Here is a 17,946-nt window from a genome sequence, read left to right on the forward strand (position 1 = left end):
TCTTTCGTACGAATATCCGCTGCCTCTTAGTGCAGGAAGGCGTCGCCGCCCAGATCGCCGCCGGCATGTCCGGCCAGATCAGTACCTGCATGAGTATCGGTGAAGAGGCTGGAATCGCTGTGTCCGGTGACCGACGTGTCCAGATGCGATCCGGCCGAACTGTCGAGTCCGGAGCCGAAGGCATTCGAAACGTCCAGCGACGACCAGGTATTCGCGGTGGACCCCGCGGTCGAGGCGGCGCCGCCGGTCAGAGTCGAACCGGCGTGACCACCCAGATCCGCGGTGCCGTTGGCGGTGCCCTGTGCCGCGGCGCCGGAGTGCACCGTGGAGTCGGCGCTCGACGAGAGTCCGCCGCCGAGGCCCGCATCCGCCGAGCCACCGACACCGGTGGAAAGCCCTGTTGCCAAACCGGTTCCGGCATGCGCACCACCATCGATGGCACCGCCGAGGCTGGTTTCCAGGCCACTGCCGGCCTGGACGCCACCGCCGATTCCGCTGGAAAGACCGGTCTCCAGGCCCGTCCCCAGATGTGTTCCGGCGTCGACGGCGCCCTGCGCTCCGGTGGACACACTGCCGCCGAGCCCGGTGGCCGCACCGACTCCGGTGGACAACCCTGTCTCCAGACCGGTAGCCGCATGGCCCCCGGCATCAACAGCACCGCCCAAACCTGTGGACAGCCCCGCACCCAGCTCCGAACCCGCGTGGGCACCGGCACCGACCGCGCCACTCACACCCGCACCGAGTTCCGAACCCGCGTGCGCGCCGGCGCCGACCGCGCCATTCAGACCCGCACCGAGATCGGCGCCCGCCTGCGCACCGGCGCCGACCGCACCGCTCAGTCCGGACGCCAGACTGCCACCGAGATCGGCACCAGCCTGCGCACCGGCGCCGACACCCGTGGACAACCCGGCACCGGCCTGCGTCCCGGCGCCGACCGCACCGCCCAGCCCCGTGGACAAACCGCCGCCCAGATCAGCCGCGCCACCGATGGCACTGGAGAATCCGGACGTAGCGTGCGCACCCGCGTCACCCAGATCCGATCCGACCTGCGCACCGCCGCCGAGAGCACCACCGAGACTGCTCGACAACCCGCCACCGAGCTCAGCGCCCGCACCGAGCGCCGCACCGGTAGCCAAACTCGACTCCAGCCCCGTCGTCACCTGAGCACCGGTACCGATCGCGGACGAAGCCCCACTCGACACCCCGCCACCGAGACCAGCCCCGGTATCCACCACACCGCCGAGCCCAGCCTCCAGCCCACCCCCGAGCCCACTGCCCGCATGCGCCCCCGCATCGAAAGCTCCCTCGATTCCCGAAGTGGCTTGCGCCCCAGCATCAACAACCCCATTCGCCCCTGTGGACAACCCAGCCCCAACACCCGCACCGGCCTGCGCAGCCCCACCGATCCCGGTGGACAACCCAGCCTCCAGACCGCTCGTCGCCTGAGCACCTGCATCGACAGCACCACCCAGACCAGTAGACAATCCACCACCCAGACCGGCACCGGCCTGAGCACCGGCACCCGCCGCGCCCTCCAGACCGGTCGACACACTGCCACCGAGCTCGGAACCCAGCTGCGCACCACCATCGAGCGCGCCACCAATTCCGGTGGACAAGCCGGTCTCCAGACCACCGGCCGCCTGAGCACCAGCGTCAACAGCACCACCGAGACCTGTGGACAAACCGCCACCGAGATCAGCACCGGCCTGGGCTCCGACGCCCGCCGCGCTCCCCAGACCGGTCGACAGACTGCCACCCAGATCAGCACCGGCCTGCGCACCAGCGCCGACAGCGCCGCCCAGACCTGTGGACAAACCGCCACCGAGGCCGGCACCGGCCCCTGCTGCGCCCTCCAGACCGGTCGACACACTGCCACCGAGCTCGGAACCCAGCTGCGCACCGCCATCGAGCGCGCCACTCAGACCTGTGGACAAGCCGGTCTCCAGACCGCCACCAGCCTGCGCACCGGCATCAACAGCACCACCCAGACCAGTGGACAAGCTGCCGCCCAGATCGGCCCCCGCCTGCGCACCGGCATCAACAGCACCGCCGAGACCAGTGGACAGACCGGTACCGAGATTGGTCCCCAGTTCCGCGCCACCACCGACCGCGCCACTCAGACCTGTGGACAGATCTGTACCAGCCTGGGCTCCAGCGCCTGCCGCACCCTCCAGACCGGTCGACAGACTCCCACCCAGATCCGATCCCAGCTGTGCACCGCCGCCGAGCGCGCCACCGATTCCGGTGGACAGGCCGGTTTCCAAACCACCGGCCGCCTGGGCACCGGTATCGACAGCACCACCCAGACCGGTGGACAAGCTGCCACCCAGATCGGCCCCCGCCTGCGCACCGCCGTTTACCGCGCCTGTCAGGCCTGTGGACAGATCAGCGTTCGCGTCGGCCGCGGTGCCGATTGCGCTGGAGAATCCGGTTGATGCCTGGGCGCCGGCGTCCAGTGCGCCCCCCAGGCTGCCACCGAGATCGGCGCCCGCGTCGACGGCGCCGCCGAGCCCGGTCTCCAAGCCCGAAATCGCGTGTGCCCCTGCACCAATCGTGCCGCCGAGACCAGCACCGAGATCCGTACCGAGCTGACCACCCGCACCCACAGCGCCACCGAGACCCGTCGCGGCTTGGGCACCCGCATCGACCACACCACCCAGACCAGCACCCAAATCCGCGCCAATCTGACCACCCGCACCCACAGCACCACCGAGGCCCGCCTCCAGACCCGCGCCGGCCTGCGTGCCCGCATTCACCACGCCGTTGAGGCCGGTCGAAAGGCTCGTGCCCAGGTCAGCGCCCGCTTGGGCACCGGCGCCAAGGGCGCCGCCGAGGTCGGCACCCAACTGGGTGCCCGCTCCGATGGCGCCGCTCAGCCCGGCTCCGAGATCTGCACCTGCGCCGACTGCGCCGCCGAGACCCGTCTCCAAGCCCGAAATCACCTGCGCGCCGCCGTTCAGGCCCGCGCCGAGAGCCCCCTCCAGACCCGCTCCGACCTGTGCTCCAGCCCCGAGTGCGCCCTCCAGACCAGTGGTGAGATCGGCGCCGGCCTGCGCTCCCGCACCGAGCGCGCCACCCAGCGCACCGCCGAGACCCGCCACGGCTTGCACACCGGCGCCGATGGCGCCGCCCAGGCCCGCGGTCAGATCCGCGCCCGCGCCGACAATGCTGCCGAGACCGGCGCCGAGGTCGGCTCCGGCCTGCAGGCCCGCGCCGATCGCGCCGTTGAGCCCGGCACCCAGGTCGAGCCCGGTGCCGACACCGAGGCCGAGGTCCGCGCCGAGATCGATATCGGTGCCGAGGTCCACGCCCGCGTCGGCGGCCGCACCGAGTCCAACCGCGGCGGCGGTATTGGCACCGGCATCGGTGGCCCCGGCGCCACCGGCCGCAACGATCGCCGACAGCTGTGAGCCGCCCGCGATAAGGGCCGATTCGGCGACCATGGGGGCGACGGCGGCGATATCCTCCGGCGTCACGGCGGGCAAACCGGCAGCTGCCAGCGCCTGGCCGGGGTTGGCGCAATAACCCACCGCGGCCTCGTGGTCACGGAGCAGGTTGAGAATGAACTCCAGAATCGCGTTGGGTGTCATCGATATCATCTCCTGGATGAGCGGACCCTCGCGATCCGCAGTCGTTGGAATGCATTTCACGCTAGGGACGCCCGGCGTTACTCCGAAACGGGGCGCACCCCTACTACGAACCGCACGTTCCCGTTAGGGACCCCCAAACCATTAGGGGAATTTCCCCGCTCCTTCCCCGACTGAGTAACGGCTGATGCCCAGCAACCGACAGAAGTGTTGCGGCTGGCAGGTCCACTCCGCCTTCCCGTCTATACAACAGCGACTACCGGGCCACACAGTTTTCGAACGGGGTTCTCGAATGACAGAGCGTCTGGCGCTCGGCATCACTGTCGGAGCGTCGAATTCGGTCGCCGTGGCGACCCCGGGGGACGGCAGCGACTATGACAGGGGTCACTCCGGCGACACTGTCATCACCCATCCGAGTGTGTTGCGCCTCGCCCCGCAGGCGGCGCCCGCGTTCGGGAGTGACGCTCGCCCCACCGGCAGGCACTCCAGTGACGTTGTACTCGAGGGCTTCCTGGCCCGGGTCGGTGATCCGGTGGATATCCTCGCCGAGGACGGAACCGCCCACTCCGCAGCGGATCTCGTGGCCACCGCCGTCGGCTGTCTGATCGAGGAGATCGGGGCAGCCGCCGCGCACTCCATGGTCGCCTGCCATCCGGCGTGGTGGTCGCGACATACCGTCGACGTGCAGCGGGCCGCGCTGGATCGCGCGGGCCTGCGCGAGGTGACCTTGGTTCCGGAGCCGACCGCGTCGGTGCGCTGGCTGGAGGCCGCGCACGGCCCGATCGGCGACGGCACGGTTGTCGTATACGACCTCGGCGCTTCCGGCCTCACCGTCTCGGTGGTCCGCACCGGCGCGCAGGCGGCCGTGCTCGGCGCGCCATTGCGCACCACCGATGTCGCCGGCGCCGAATTCGATCTGTTGACCATGCGCTATGTCCTGGCTAATGCATTGCGTGGAAATGATTTCGATCCGTTCGATCCGGTGGTGGAACGGGAATTGTCGGCATTGCGCGATCGCTGCCGATATGCGAAAGAAGAGCTTTCCACAAATACCGCGACGGTTGTCCCGGTCCGTTTGAACCCGGACGATCACCACGCCGAAAACATCCGGCTGGTCCGCGACGAACTAGAGGACCTACTGCGCGGCCCCTTACTGACCTCGCTCGATCTCATCCGTGATGCGGTCCATCGCGCCGGACTCGATATCGGCAATATCGGCCGGGTGCTGCTCACCGGCGGCGGCGGCGCGATCCCGCTGGTAGCCGAGTTGATCTCCACCGAATTCGCACTCCCCGTGGTTGCGGCGCCGCAACCACGGCTCACCAGCACGCTCGGCGCCGCCGAACTGGCCGCGGACTTGATGGCCGTCACCGTGGATCGCACCCCGGTCGCGGCCATGGGCAGCAACGCGAAAACCGAGGAACTGCCCACGGTGCCGCGGCCGGTCGAAAAGTCCGCGAACAGCGCCCGCGTGACCAGCAGCGCGGTGGCAAGCGGCGGCCTTTCCCACGATGACACCGTGCCCAAAAAGCCCTTGCCGGGCACGAGCGACCGGCCCCGCCGCAGGCTCAGCGGCCGCCAGCGCGCCGCCATCATCGCGGGTGCGGCACTGGTGCTCGGCGCGCTCGCGACCGGCACTGTCGCCATCGGCACCGGCGCGCAGCCCGGTCCGACCTCACCGGCGAGCTCGGACCCGACGACGTCGCCGGGTGCTTCCGTCGTCGCGGCGACCAGTGACGGCAATCCCACCGGCTCGGCGACGACATCGGCGAAGGATTCGCCCGTCGGCAGTCCGAAACCGAAACCAGCTGCGGGACAACCGGGTTCCGCCGCGACGAGTACGGTCGCGGTGGCCGGCAGCCAACCCGTCGCGGGCGAGTCCGCCGACGGCCAGACAACCCAGAGCCAACCGGCACCGGCCACGCAGCCGGCGGCGGAAGCTCCGGCGACGCAGACCCAGCCCGCGCCACAACCGCAACCAGCCCCGCAGACGCCGACGCAGGTGCAGGTCCCGACCGTGCCGTCCCTGCCGACGAACACCCTGGGCGACGCGGTCGGCGGCGTCGTATCCGCACTGCCCAAGATCCCCGGAGGCAGATGATGGGTGATATCGCCTTCGACACGCTGCCCTGCGCACGCGAGATCTTCCGCGAATTGGACTCCGCGGACCGGGAACCGGTCGTCTATCTGATCAGGGGCCGCTCCGGCTCCGGCAAATCCACCCTCCTCTCGGTGATCCGGGCCCGCCTGCGCGCCCACGGCATCCCGTTCCGAGACGATCCCGTAATGCCCGAACACCTTGCAGCGCGCGCCGGCTCGGTCAACGGAGCGCATGCGGCGGCAGCCGGCCACCGCGCCGACGGGCGGCACCCCGACCACGACGACTCGCACACCATCGGCGCGACCCACGCCACCGGCGACGGCCACGCAACGCGAACCGCCGAGAAACCCGACATCATTCAGCGCACCGATAGCGGAGCGCATCCGATCCACCGCATCGACGGCGCGCACGCACGCACACCGCGCCCGGCCCTGATCATCGACAACGCCCACACCCTGAGCGGCTCGGATCTCGAATCCCTCTGCGCGACCATCGAATCCGGCCGCTACACGGTCATTGTCGCGACCCAACCGCGCCCGCACGATCCGCAGCTGCGCACACTCGCGGACACCGTGGCCCGTCGCGGTCGGGTGGCCGATCTGCGCGCACTCGGCGTCTCCGATATCGCACCGTTCGCCCGCGAATTGGGTATGGCGGTGCCGCGCCCGGTCGCCCAGCACATCCATCGTCAGACCGCGGGCAGCCGCGGTGGCGTGGTGGCCGCGCTGACCGCTGCCTGCTCGGCCCGCCTCGATGCCGGAATCCGCGCCGTCGACGACGCCGTCGCCGCGTGGGCCCGCGCCCTTCTGGACAACCTCGAGCCGGATCTGCTGGAAACCCTGGTCGTCTCCACCACCGGCACCGGCCTGGACTCCTCCGAACTCACCGAGGTCCTCGGCGTGGACACCGCCACGGCCCAAGAACTGATCGACCGGGCCAGGGCCAGCGCGCTGGTCACCGATGCCGATCTGCTGCTCGAACCCGCCGTCACACCGCTGCGCACCCTGCTCGGCGACCGCCGCTTCGTTGCCGTGCAGCGTCGTTTGCTCAACGCGCGATTGGATGCGGGCCTGCTGCGCGATCACACCGCGCTGCTGCTCGCCGAATCCGGTGTCCGCGACCAGCGTCTCGCCGAATTCCTCTGCGCCGCAGCCGAAAAGGCGGGCCGCGAGGCCGTGCGCTACTACGCCGCCGCGGCGGCGACCGGCGCGGATCCGGACGTCATCGCGTTGCGCTGGGCGGAAGCCGCCGCATGTACCGGCGACGGCGATACCGCCATGCGACTTGCCGAACCGGTACTGGCCCGTCCCGGTGTCACCGGCGCGGAACTGGCCGCGGCCGTGCGGATCTGCGCGGCGGTACTGACCCGCCGCGGTCTGGTCGGGCGCGCCGCCCAGCTGTATTCCTGGCTCGGCGCACATCGGGTCGGCGCGGATTGGGCGGTCGGCGCGACCGTGCAGTATCTCGCCGGTGAGGTGACCGCCGCGGCGGAACTGTCCGAATCGGCGACGCAGTGGCCGCCGACCGAGGCAAACGCGCACGCACGCCTGATCGCCACCGCACTCGCGCGCACCATCGTCGAACACGAAACCGGTACCGCCACAGCCGTATCCGCGCTCATCCAGGCCGCGCAGGCCGATGCGGGCACCGATCGGTTCCTGCCGTGCACCGCGGTCTCCATCGCAACGCTGCTGTGCCTGAGCACCGGCGAACCGCGCCGAGCCGGTGAGGCGCTGCGCCGGGCCACCACCAGCGGCCTGCGCTGCCACCAGTTGCAGGTGCTGACCGCCTGGGCGGCGATGCTCGGCGGCGACGAACAGGCCGCCGCGACCACCGTCGCCGCGTTGCAAATGGATTCGCTCGATATCCGCGACCGCCTGCTCGCTCATGGTGTCGCAGTCGGTCTGGCCCGCCGCGGCGGCGACCACGCCGCACTCACCCGCGCCTGGCAGGCCGCATATCCGCTCTTCGACGACGTCGACGCCGACCTGCTCACCCTGCTGCCGATCGGCGAACTGTGGCTCGCGGGCATCCGGCTGCGCGACGAGCGCCGGATCGCACCGCTGGTCGACGCCAGTCTCGCGCTGCTGCGTCGCCTCGACCAGCCGCCCGCCTGGGCCAATGCCTTCCACTGGTACGGCGTGCAGGCCGCGATCGCACATGAGAGTCCGGAAGAACTGCTCCCGCACGCCCGGCTGCTCAAGGCCGCGGCCGAGGCCGGTGACCGGCATGCCGCGATCCTCGCCGACGCGGGCCGCACCTGGGTGCTGGTGCTGCGCGGCCAGGTCGCCGCGGCTCCGGTGCAGGCGGCGGTCGCCGGACTCAGCGAAATCGGGCTGACCTGGGATGCCGCCCGGCTCGCGAGCGAGGCCGCACTCGCCGCCGCCGATTCCGCGATCGCGACCACCCTGCTGAAACTGGCCAGAACCGTCCGGGCCGACGCCCGTCCGCAGGAGTCCGCGGCTCGTCCGACCGCAACGGCCGCGACCTCGGGCGACGGTCAGGCCGCCGCCCCGCAACCGGTCGCCGACGCGGCGATTCTCAGCGAACGCGAACGCGAGGTCGCCGAACTCGTCCTACTCGGTTTGACGTACCGGGAGATCGGCGCTCGCCTGTACATTTCCGCCAAGACGGTGGAGCATCATGTCGCCCGGATCCGACGCCGGATCGGTGCCCGTTCCCGTTCGGAGTTATTGTCGATGCTCCGCGCCATGGGACACGGCTCGCTGCTGGTGTGATCGGGGTGCGGCCCGATCCGTGACGCCGAAGCGAGGTATTGAGGATGGCCACTGGGGTGGGCCTGCGCATCGCCGAGGACAACTGCACAGCGGCCATCGTCACCGATAACGGCGAACCGACGTTCATCGTCCGCGAGTCGATCCTGCATATGTCGGATGACGGCGACACCGTCCTCGGCGGACCGGCTCCGGCCGGTCATACGCATTCGATCACCGGTTTCGCATCTGCGGTCGGCGATCCGGCCGGTATCTCCGTCGACGCCGGCGAGGCCTACCGGGCCGAGGATCTGGTCGCGACCGCACTGTTCTGCCTGATCAATCAGACCGCCGAACATCTCAACGGTGCCGCAGAGTTCTATGCGACCTATCCGGCGGGCTGGCCGTCGGAGTACGTGCTCTCGCTTCGCGACGCACTGGACTACCTGGGCCTGAAGTCGGTACTGCTGGTCAGCGAGGGCGACCTCCCCGGCAGCGACGCCGTCGCACCGGAAATGGCCTACGCCTACGACGCCGCGCGCGCCGCGCTGGCCGCGGTGCTGGCGACCCCGGCGGGCGCGACCCCGCCGGATCCGAGCAATGCCGAGAACTCGACCGTGGTCACCGATGTCATCCCGGCGGTGCCGGCGCCCGAGGTGCAGCCGCAGGCCTATTCGGCGGCGATGCCGGTGGCCGCACCGCTGGCCGCGGCCACCGCGGTCGAGGCGACCACCCCGGAGCCGCCCCCGGCCGCGACCCCCAAGAAAGACCGCGGCACACCACTGCTGATCGCGGTCGCGGTCGGCATCGGCCTGATACTCGGCGGCATCGGTGTCGCCGTGCTGTTCCGTGATCCTGGCTCGACCCCGGTGCCGCCGGTGCGCGACGCCAAATCCGATCAGGTCTCGACGAGCCCGACCCCGCAGCCGCCGGTGGACCTACCGACCGTGCCGGAAACCACGCCGCCGCCGACCACCGAACCGCCCGTCGTCATCACCAGCAGCGAACCGGAGACCACCGAGCCGCCGACCACGACACCGACCACCACGCCCGCACCGACCACGACGACACCCCCGACCACCACCCGGCCGAGCCGGGCCACCACCACCCGTCCCGGCTTCCCGATGTGGACGCCTCCGACGTGGACGCAGCTGCCGTGGCAGCAGCCGATTCCGTTCGAGTTGGCACCTCCTGGTTGATTTCGTAGCGACCTACCCGGGTTTGTGCCTTAAAGTGATCCGCTGACCGGTGTAGTAGCTGGCACATCTCGTGCCGACGAAGGGACTTCATGCGCAAGTTGGTGGCGCGCAGCGCCGCGGTCAAGGCAGCCTCGATCGGATTCGCCGCGACCGTTTTCATCGCACCCCTGCTCGTCACCACCGCCGCTTCGGCCGAACCGACAGCACCCGGGCAGCTTTCCGCGGAGAACCTGCCGCCCGAACTCATCGAGGCCATTTCCCGCGATCTGAAGATGACGCCCGCGGAGTACCTGGAACGCTCCGCCAAGGCCCAGGAGCTCAGCGAATACGCGGAATCGTTCCGCAGCGAGCGCCCCGACACCTTCGCGGGCGCCTGGCTCGGTACCGACGGTAAGCCGGTCGTCGCGGTCACCTCGGTCGACGCCGCCAAGATCGCCGCGGCCGACGGCTACCAGACCCATCTGGCCCCGATCTCGGCGAACGGCCTGGAGAACTCGCTGATGCAGCTGAATCAGTGGATCAACACGCTGCCCAAGGAGATCTCCCAGTCGATCAACTCCGTCGCGGTCGACTTCCTCAACAGCCAGCTGGTGCTGTCGGTCGCCAATACGCCGGTCGGCCACGCGCTGAACCTGCCGACCCTGATCGCCAACGTCAAGGTCATCCTCTCGCCCAATAGCGGCGGCCCGATCGAACGCCGTCCGATGGGCGGCGACACCTACATCACCGCGCCGACCTCGCTGAAGGACACCTCGCTGCGCGGCGTCGATGTCTGCTCGTTCGGCTTCAACAGTGTGGACACGGCGGGTAACGCGCTGAATATCAGTGCGGGCCACTGCGACCCGAACCTGGAAAAGGACGACCAGCACGCCGCGGTCTACCTGCCCAATGTCAGGGACATCCCGAACAGCATCGAACTCGGCAACTTCGTCAAAGCCCGCCTCGGCGGCCCGACCGCGCTCGACTACTCCGTCATCAAGCTCAACGAGCGCTCGGTCAATGCGGGCATGGACCAGCCTTCGGTGCGCGGCTCCAATGGCACCACGCTGACCATCACCGGCACCGCCGAGCCGGTCACCGGCGCCCCGATCTGCAAGTCGGGCCAGTCCTCCACCTTCACCTGTGGGTTCGTGGTGGCCGATCGGGTCGAAACCCAGCTGTACACCGCCGAGGGCGTGAGCAAGACCGTGCGCGGCTTCGCCAGCTCGGCCTGCACGCTCGGCGGTGACAGCGGCGGCGCGATCGTCTCCGGCACGCTCGCCCTGGGCATCACCAGCGGTTCCAATGCCGCTGACGCGCCCGACTGCAACGAGGCCAATATCGCACTCGCGCAGTACGGCGGCACCGCGACGCTCGGTATCCCGATCCGCTCGATCCTGGCCGATATCGACGCGTCCGCCGGCGGCGGCGTCGGCACCGGCATCGCGCTGCGGACCCGTCCGAACGCCGGGTGAGAGTGCTTGTCGGACACCGCATTTCCAACAAACCGACCACAGGTCGATTAGTGGGCGGAAGAACATCCCGACATAAGTAGGCATAACCGGCCGGACACCTTAAGGTATGGGCATGCTCCTGCCACGTATAGGTCAGTTCCGATCAGCTGCGCGACAGACCCGGGTCCGAAAAACAGTTATCGCCGCCTCGGCGGCGATTCTGCTGTTCGGTCCAACGGCAGCAGTGGCGAACGCACAACCCGACGAGCCGGCCCTGCCCGCCGACCTGATCGCCGCGGTCGCGCGCGACTTGAAGATCTCCCCCGAGGAGTACCTGCACCGGGCCGATCTGGCCCAGCAGCTCGCGGCCTTCGCCACCACAGCGCAGCGCCAGTTCCCGCAGGTCTTCGCGGGTTCGTGGCTCGCTGACGGTGGTAAGGCGGTAGTGGCGCTGGCACAGGGCCCGGGTGCCGATGAGGCCCGCCAGGCGGCCACGTCGGCCGGATTCGAGGTCCGCAATGTCGCCAAGAGCGAGGCGGCGCTGCGCGGCGAGAAGAGCGCGTTCGAGCGCTGGCTGGAGGGGCAGCCCGAGGCGGTCTCCGCGCTGGTGCGCGGTGTGGTGGTCGATCCCGTCAACAACAGCATCGCGGTGCGGGTCGAGCAGGCCGGCCTGCCGATGCCGAACTTCGTCGACCCGTCGCGGGTCATCGTGACGGCCCCGCCGGTCGCCGGTGAGCAGCTGCAGACCACCCCGGTCGCGGGTGCGATGCAGACCGGTCCGCTGGCCGGTGGCGACGGCTTCGCCTCGATCGCCGGGAAGACGTCGCTGCGCTGCTCGCTCGGCTTCAACGGCACGGACCGGGCAGGCAACGTCGTAAACATCACCGCGGGCCACTGCAATCCGGACATTTCGTCGGCGGGCTCGGGGAATGCGGCCGGCGTCTACGAGCTGGCGGGCGATCGGCCGGGTGCGCAGGTGGGTACGTTCCAGAAGTCGGTGCTCGGCTCCCAGGACTACTCGATCATCCGGATCAACGATCAGGCCAAGGACCGGTTCAGCAACAACTTCGTGCGCCAGCCCGGTCAGCCGGTCACGGTCGAGGGCGTTGCCGTGCCGGTGGTCGGTGCTCCGGTCTGCAAGTCCGGTGCGCGCACCGGCTTCAGCTGCGGCATCGTGAACGCCGTCGACCAGACCGTGGAGGTCGGCGACCGCGAGCTCACCCAGGCCTTCTCCGCCAACATCTGCGCCCTGCCCGGTGACAGTGGCGGCGCGATCGTTTCCGGCCGGATGGCACTTGGCATCTCCAGCGCGTCGTCGGTGGCGGACTTCCCGATCTGCGAAATCCCGAATCTGATCGGTGCACTCACCGGCAATGCCCCGCAGCTGTTCGCTCAGCCGGTCAGCGTGGTTCTTTCGGACAACCCGGGCCTGAGGGTCAACAACTAGCAGAACCCGCGAAAGGCCGACAGCGGCGACGCTGTCGGCCTTTTTGCCGTCCTTGGGCCGGATCCACCGACTTGCGTTGCCCAGTACACCGCTGGCGACCGCTTGCAGGTCGCTCGAAAAGGTCAGCAATGCCCTGTGGGGCCCGGCGACATTCCGGCATCCTGGAATGCATGTGTTTGGTGTTGATCGGTTGGCGGGCCCACCCGGAGTATCGGTTGATCGTCGCGGCCAACCGCGACGAGTTCTACTCCCGCCCGACCGAGTCGATGCGATGGTGGTCCGAGGTGCCCGGACTGCTGGCCGGGCGCGATCTCGGTGCGCTGCGCAAGGTTGCCGGCGATCCGCCGGGTACCTGGCTCGGGTTGACGCGGGAAGACAAGGGCCGCAATCGATTCGCCACCGTCACCAATGTGCGCAATCCGAAAGACGAACGCGGCGATGCCCGTTCGCGCGGCGCGCTGCTGATGGATTTCCTGCGCGGCACCGGCGACCAGCGTGAACTGCTGGCCCCGGAGAAGTATGTGCTCGACGTAGCCGCCGCCCCCGACGACTACAACGGCTACAACATGCTGGTCTCGGATCTCGAATCGCTGTGGTGGCACTCCAACCGCAGCGCACTACCGCCCCAGGAGCTGACACCGGGCTTCCACGGCGTATCCAACGGCATGTTCATCACCTCGGCCGCGCCGGGCCCGGCCGCGGCATTCGAAGCGCCCCAACCTATTTGGCCCAAAGTCCGCAGCGGTCTCACCAACCTGCGCACGGTGGTCGAATCGGATCCCGGCAATATCGCGCGCTACTTCGAGGTGCTGGCCGATCGCACCGAGGCACCCGATGATCTATTGCCGCACACCGGAGTTCCGCTGCGGCGCGAGCGCACGCTCTCGGCCGGATTCATCGCCAACGCACTGCACGGGACCAGGGCGAGCACGGTCCTGCTGGTGCGCGAGGACGGTTCGTTCGAGATGGCCGAGCGTTCCTTCGGACGCTTCGGACGGCACAAGGGCGAGGAAACCTTCAGCGGCAGTTTGGAATTGCGCGAGCGTCAGGCCTGAAACGCAAACGGCCCGCTCCTGGTGGGAGCGGGCCGGTCGAGTTGGTTCGATCGAGATCAGTTCGGCTGCTGAGCCGGCGCAGGCTGCTGGGCCGACGCAGGTTGCTGGGCCGGCACCGACTTCTCGGCGAACTTGGTGGTGCCGGGCGCCGCCTGCAGGGTGTTGACCAGGTCGATGCCCGCGAGGGTCAGGATCGGACCACCGACGGCGAGGGTGCCGAGGATGCCACCGATACCCGCGCCCGCGATCGCGGCCGGAATGCAGCCGACACCGAGCAGTGGCAGGCCGAGGATGCAGCCGATGACACCACCCGCGACGACACCGATGGCGGTGCCGACGAAGCCGCCGACCGCCGTGGCGATGCCGAACTGAGTGGAGAACTCGTTCATCGCCCGCTGGTCTTCATCCGGGGAGGCGATCGGCTTGGCGATGGCGTTGACCGTATTCGCCTTTTGCTCGACCTTGACGCTCTGGTCCGGGGTCAATTCGAGGACCTTGCCGTCGTCCTTCACAACCGGCTTGACGTCGACCGGGGTCTGGTCGACATTGACGTCGAGCGGCACCGACAGGACGGTGTTACCGAGCTCGTCCTTGACCGTGTAGAGGTCCGGGTCCTTCAATTCCTCGTCGGACTTCGTCAGCTCGAAGGTCCCCCCCTTGAGCGTGGCGACGACCGTCTTGTCCACGAGCTTGACGGAGTAGCTGATCGGTTGAGCCGCCGCGGGGGCGGGCTCGGCGTGAGCAACTCCGAATCCGATGGTCATCGCGCCGATGACCATCGTGGCAGCCGCGGTGGTGCTGCGGAGATTCATTCAGTTTCCAATCCATCATCAGGGTTGTCCGCGCGCCGCTTCCGTACACGCGAGAGCGCTCATCAACCCGAGGTGGTCGGACCCCGGATTCTCCCCGAGCAGTGTGAAAGACAGGCACATCAAACAGAACGTGGTGAGCGTAATCGAACCGACATGAAGATGCGAGATCGACTATTCCCACTGTGATCTCGGCGTGACATAAGGCTGTCCTTACCGCCGAGCGGGCGCCGCGCATTGTTTACGGTGGTTGTCGCCCCGAACCACACCCGGATCGCGCAATCTTCGTGAAATCCATCACAGGCGAAAATTCGGTCAAGCCCCAGGAAGAGGGGGCAAGAGCCAACCGCCGATCGTACGATAGACAGGTAAGTTACCGGTGGGTAACTTACCTGCAGTTAGGATACGAGCCAACCGGGTGGCGAGATCGCCGCCCACGCTCGTGTTGCCTCTAAAGAAAGGTCGCGACATGAATGCCCTGACATTGACGCTGGGCACGATTGGTGTGGCGTTCAGCCTGTTGGGTTGGGCATCATTCGTCGGTGGCGTCGGCAAAATGACCCGCGCGATCATGATCGGCCAGCCCGCGCCGGATCGTTGGCGACCATTCTTCCCGCGCTTGAAGACGATGATCGTCGAATTCCTCGCCCACACCCGGATGAACAAATTCCGCACGGTCGGCTGGGCGCACTGGCTGGTGATGATCGGCTTCCTCGGCGGTTTCATCCTGTACTTCGAGGCGTACGGACAGACCTTCGATCCCGAATTCCACTGGCCGATCATCGGCAGCTGGGGCATCTACCACCTGTGGGACGAACTGCTCGGCATCGGCACCGTCATCGGCATCCTGGTGCTGATCGCCATTCGCCAGCTCAACCACCCGCGGGTGCCCGCGCGGCTGTCGCGATTCAGTGGTTCCCGGTTCGCCCCGGCGTACGTCATCGAGGCGATCGTGTTCATCGAGGGCATCGGCATGGTCATGGTGAAGGCGGGCAAGATCGCCACCTACGGCCACTCCGAGGCGTGGACCGACTTCTTCACCATGCAGGTGGCCAAGCTGCTGCCGTCCAGCGTGGCGATGGTCGCCGTCTTCGCGTTCATCAAGATGGTTTCGGGCAGCACCTTCCTGCTGCTGGTCGGTCGCAATATCAACTGGGGTGTGGCCTGGCACCGGTTCGCGGCCTTCTTCAATATCTACTTCAAGCGTGAAGACGACGGCGGCGTCGCACTGGGTGCCGCGAAGCCGATGATGTCCAAGGGCAAGCCGATCGATATGGAGACCGCCGACCCGGATGTCGACACCTTCGGCGCGGGCCGGGTCGAGGACTTCTCCTGGAAGGGCTGGCTGGACTTCACCACCTGCACCGAATGCGGTCGCTGCCAGTCGCAGTGCCCGGCCTGGAATACCGGTAAGCCGTTGTCGCCCAAGCTGCTGATCATGTCGCTGCGCGACCACGGTGTCGCCAAGGCCCCGTACCTGCTGGCCGGTGGCCGCAAGGATATGGGCGGCGACGAGGTCGGCCTGGTCGACGGCGACGGCAAGCCCAACGAGGCGAAGCTGGCCAAGATCTCCGAGACGGCCAAGGCCGAGGCGGAGCGTCCGCTGGTCGGCGGCGAGGATGTCAACGGCATCATCGACCCCGAGGTGCTGTGGAGCTGCACCACCTGCGGTGCGTGCGTCGAGCAGTGCCCGGTCGATATCGAGCACGTCGATCACATCATCGATATGCGCCGCTACCAGGTGTTGATCGAGTCGGAGTTCCCCTCCGAGCTGGCCGGTTTGTTCAAGAACCTGGAGAACAAGGGCAATCCTTGGGGCCAGAACGCCAAGGACCGGCTGAACTGGATCAACGAACTCGACTTCCAGATCCCGGTCTTCGGCCAGGACGCGGACTCCTTCGACGGGTACGAGTACCTGTTCTGGGTCGGCTGTGCGGGTGCCTACGAGGATCGCGCCAAGCGCACCACCAAGTCCGTCGCGGAGCTGCTGGCCACCGCGGGCGTGAAGTTCATGGTGCTCGGCGCCGACGAGACCTGCACCGGTGACTCCGCGCGCCGGGCGGGTAACGAATTCCTGTTCCAGCAACTCGCGCAGCAGAACATCGAACTGTTGAACTCGGTGTTCGAGGGTGTCGAGCAGTCGCGCAAGAAGATCGTCGTCACCTGTGCGCACTGCTTCAACGCGCTGAACAACGAGTACCCGCAGGTCGGCGGCACCTACGAGGTGGTGCACCACACCCAGCTGCTGAACCGGCTGGTGCGCACCAAGCAGCTGATCCCGGTCGCCTCGGTATCGCAGAATGTCACCTACCACGACCCGTGCTACCTGGGCCGACACAACAAGGTCTACAACGCACCGCGCGAGTTGATGGAGGCCTCCGGCTCGACCCTCGTGGAAATGCCGCGGCACGGCGAACGTTCCATGTGCTGTGGCGCCGGTGGCGCGCGGATGTGGATGGAAGAGCAGCTCGGTAAGCGGATCAATATCGATCGCGTCGACGAGGCGCTGTCCACCTTGAACGGCGGCAACGAACCGTCCAAGATCGCGACCGGCTGCCCGTTCTGCCGCGTCATGCTCACCGACGGTGTCACCGCCCGCAAGGACGGCGGCGAGGTCGGCCAGGGCGTCGAGGTCGTCGATGTCGCGCAGTTGATGCTCGACGCCATCGACCGGGTCGAGCCGTCGAAGCTCACCGAGAACCTGACCGTGGTGCAGGAACCGAAGCAGGCCCCCGAGCCGGAACCGGTTGCCACCGAACCCGAACCGGCGCCCGCGGCCGAAGCGCCCACCGAACCGAAGGCGGCTCCGGCCGGTGGCGGTCTGGCGATGAAGGGCGGCGGCAAGGCGCCCGGTGGTCTGGGTATGAAGGGTGCCGCCAAGGCGCCCGGTGGTGGTCTCGGTATGAAGGGTGCAGCGAAGGCGCCGGGGGCCAAGGCAACTCCGGCTCCTGCCGAGGACGCCGCGGCAGAGACGACCGCTGCTCCGGCCGCGCCCGTCAAGGGCCTCGCGATGAAGGGCCCCGCGAAGGCACCGGGCAAGGGCCTCGGCCTGAAGGGCGGCGCAAAAGCGCCCGGCGCCAAGGCGACTCCCGACGCTGCTACCGCCGCCGAGACACCGGCCGCACCTCCGGTCAAGGGTCTGGCAATGAAGGGTCCCGCGAAGGCGCCGGGCAAGGGCCTCGCCATGAAGGGCGCGGCAAAGGCACCCGGAGCCAAGGCACCGGAAGCCTCGGCCCCCGCCGATGCCGCCCCGGTAGCGGAAACCCCCGCCACCGAACCGGTTTCGACCCCAACCGAAACCAAGCCGTCCGTCCCCGCCAAGGGCCTGGCCATGAAGTCCGGCTTCAAACGCCCCGGTCCCAAGGCCCCCGGCACGCCCACTCCGGCACCATCGGCCCCCGCCGAACCGGCCTCCCCCGCCCCGGAAGCCGCAACGGAACCCGCCGACGAACCGGACCGGCCCGCCAACGGCAACGGCGCCCCCGCCGTGGCACCCCCACCCGCCAAGCCCGGCGGCCTCGGCTTCAAATCCGGCGCCAAGGCCCCCGGCCGCAAGAACTGACGGGTAAGCGGAAACAAGCGAGCGGCCCGGGTGCGCAAT

General features: G+C 68.6%; 9 protein-coding genes. 7 read left to right on the forward strand and 2 right to left on the reverse strand.

What is annotated here, in order from left to right; all coding sequences use genetic code 11:
* Nucleotides 1-26: 26 nt before the first annotated feature.
* Entirely contained in the window at nucleotides 27-3,590 is a 3,564-nt protein-coding gene (locus tag ACIBW7_RS00200) for a beta strand repeat-containing protein (RefSeq protein ID WP_397042617.1), read from the reverse strand.
* Between the two features lie 289 nt (nucleotides 3,591-3,879).
* Between ACIBW7_RS00200 and ACIBW7_RS00205 the strand changes: the two genes are divergently transcribed.
* From ACIBW7_RS00205 to ACIBW7_RS00230, 6 genes are all read left to right on the forward strand, one after another.
* On the forward strand, nucleotides 3,880-5,688 hold the full coding sequence (locus ACIBW7_RS00205) for an Hsp70 family protein (protein WP_397042619.1): 1,809 nt from the start codon (nucleotides 3,880-3,882) through the stop codon (nucleotides 5,686-5,688).
* Nucleotides 5,688-8,426: a LuxR C-terminal-related transcriptional regulator gene (locus ACIBW7_RS00210; RefSeq protein ID WP_397044082.1), complete on the forward strand. Its 2,739-nt coding sequence runs from the start codon at nucleotides 5,688-5,690 to the stop codon at nucleotides 8,424-8,426. The genes ACIBW7_RS00205 and ACIBW7_RS00210 overlap by 1 nt, the downstream gene beginning before the upstream one ends.
* A 44-nt stretch (nucleotides 8,427-8,470) precedes the next feature.
* On the forward strand, nucleotides 8,471-9,601 hold the full coding sequence (locus ACIBW7_RS00215; RefSeq protein WP_397042621.1) for a hypothetical protein: 1,131 nt from the start codon (nucleotides 8,471-8,473) through the stop codon (nucleotides 9,599-9,601).
* An 89-nt stretch (nucleotides 9,602-9,690) separates the two neighbouring features.
* On the forward strand, nucleotides 9,691-11,055 hold the full coding sequence (locus ACIBW7_RS00220; RefSeq protein WP_397042623.1) for a S1 family peptidase: 1,365 nt from the start codon (nucleotides 9,691-9,693) through the stop codon (nucleotides 11,053-11,055).
* 112 nt (nucleotides 11,056-11,167) lie between these two features.
* Complete coding sequence (locus tag ACIBW7_RS00225; protein WP_397042625.1) at nucleotides 11,168-12,481, forward strand: S1 family peptidase; 1,314 nt, start codon at nucleotides 11,168-11,170, stop codon at nucleotides 12,479-12,481.
* Nucleotides 12,482-12,651: 170 nt separating this feature from the next.
* Nucleotides 12,652-13,536, forward strand: a complete 885-nt coding sequence (locus ACIBW7_RS00230; protein WP_397042627.1) for an NRDE family protein — start codon at nucleotides 12,652-12,654, stop codon at nucleotides 13,534-13,536.
* 56 nt (nucleotides 13,537-13,592) lie between these two features.
* Here the strand turns inward: ACIBW7_RS00230 and ACIBW7_RS00235 are convergent, their stop codons facing one another.
* The gene (locus ACIBW7_RS00235) at nucleotides 13,593-14,348 is read right to left on the reverse strand and encodes a hypothetical protein (protein WP_397042629.1); all 756 of its coding nucleotides are present in this window, start codon (nucleotides 14,346-14,348) and stop codon (nucleotides 13,593-13,595) included.
* A gap of 466 nt (nucleotides 14,349-14,814) precedes the next feature.
* On the opposite strand from ACIBW7_RS00235, the gene ACIBW7_RS00240 reads away from it, so the two are divergent.
* Nucleotides 14,815-17,907 (forward strand): (Fe-S)-binding protein, encoded by a 3,093-nt coding sequence (locus ACIBW7_RS00240; protein ID WP_397042631.1) that lies wholly within the window; start codon nucleotides 14,815-14,817, stop codon nucleotides 17,905-17,907.
* Nucleotides 17,908-17,946 lie beyond the last annotated feature (39 nt).

Source organism: Nocardia sp. NPDC049526 (assembly GCF_044465765.1).
Classification (GTDB): Bacteria; Actinomycetota; Actinomycetes; order Mycobacteriales; family Mycobacteriaceae; genus Nocardia.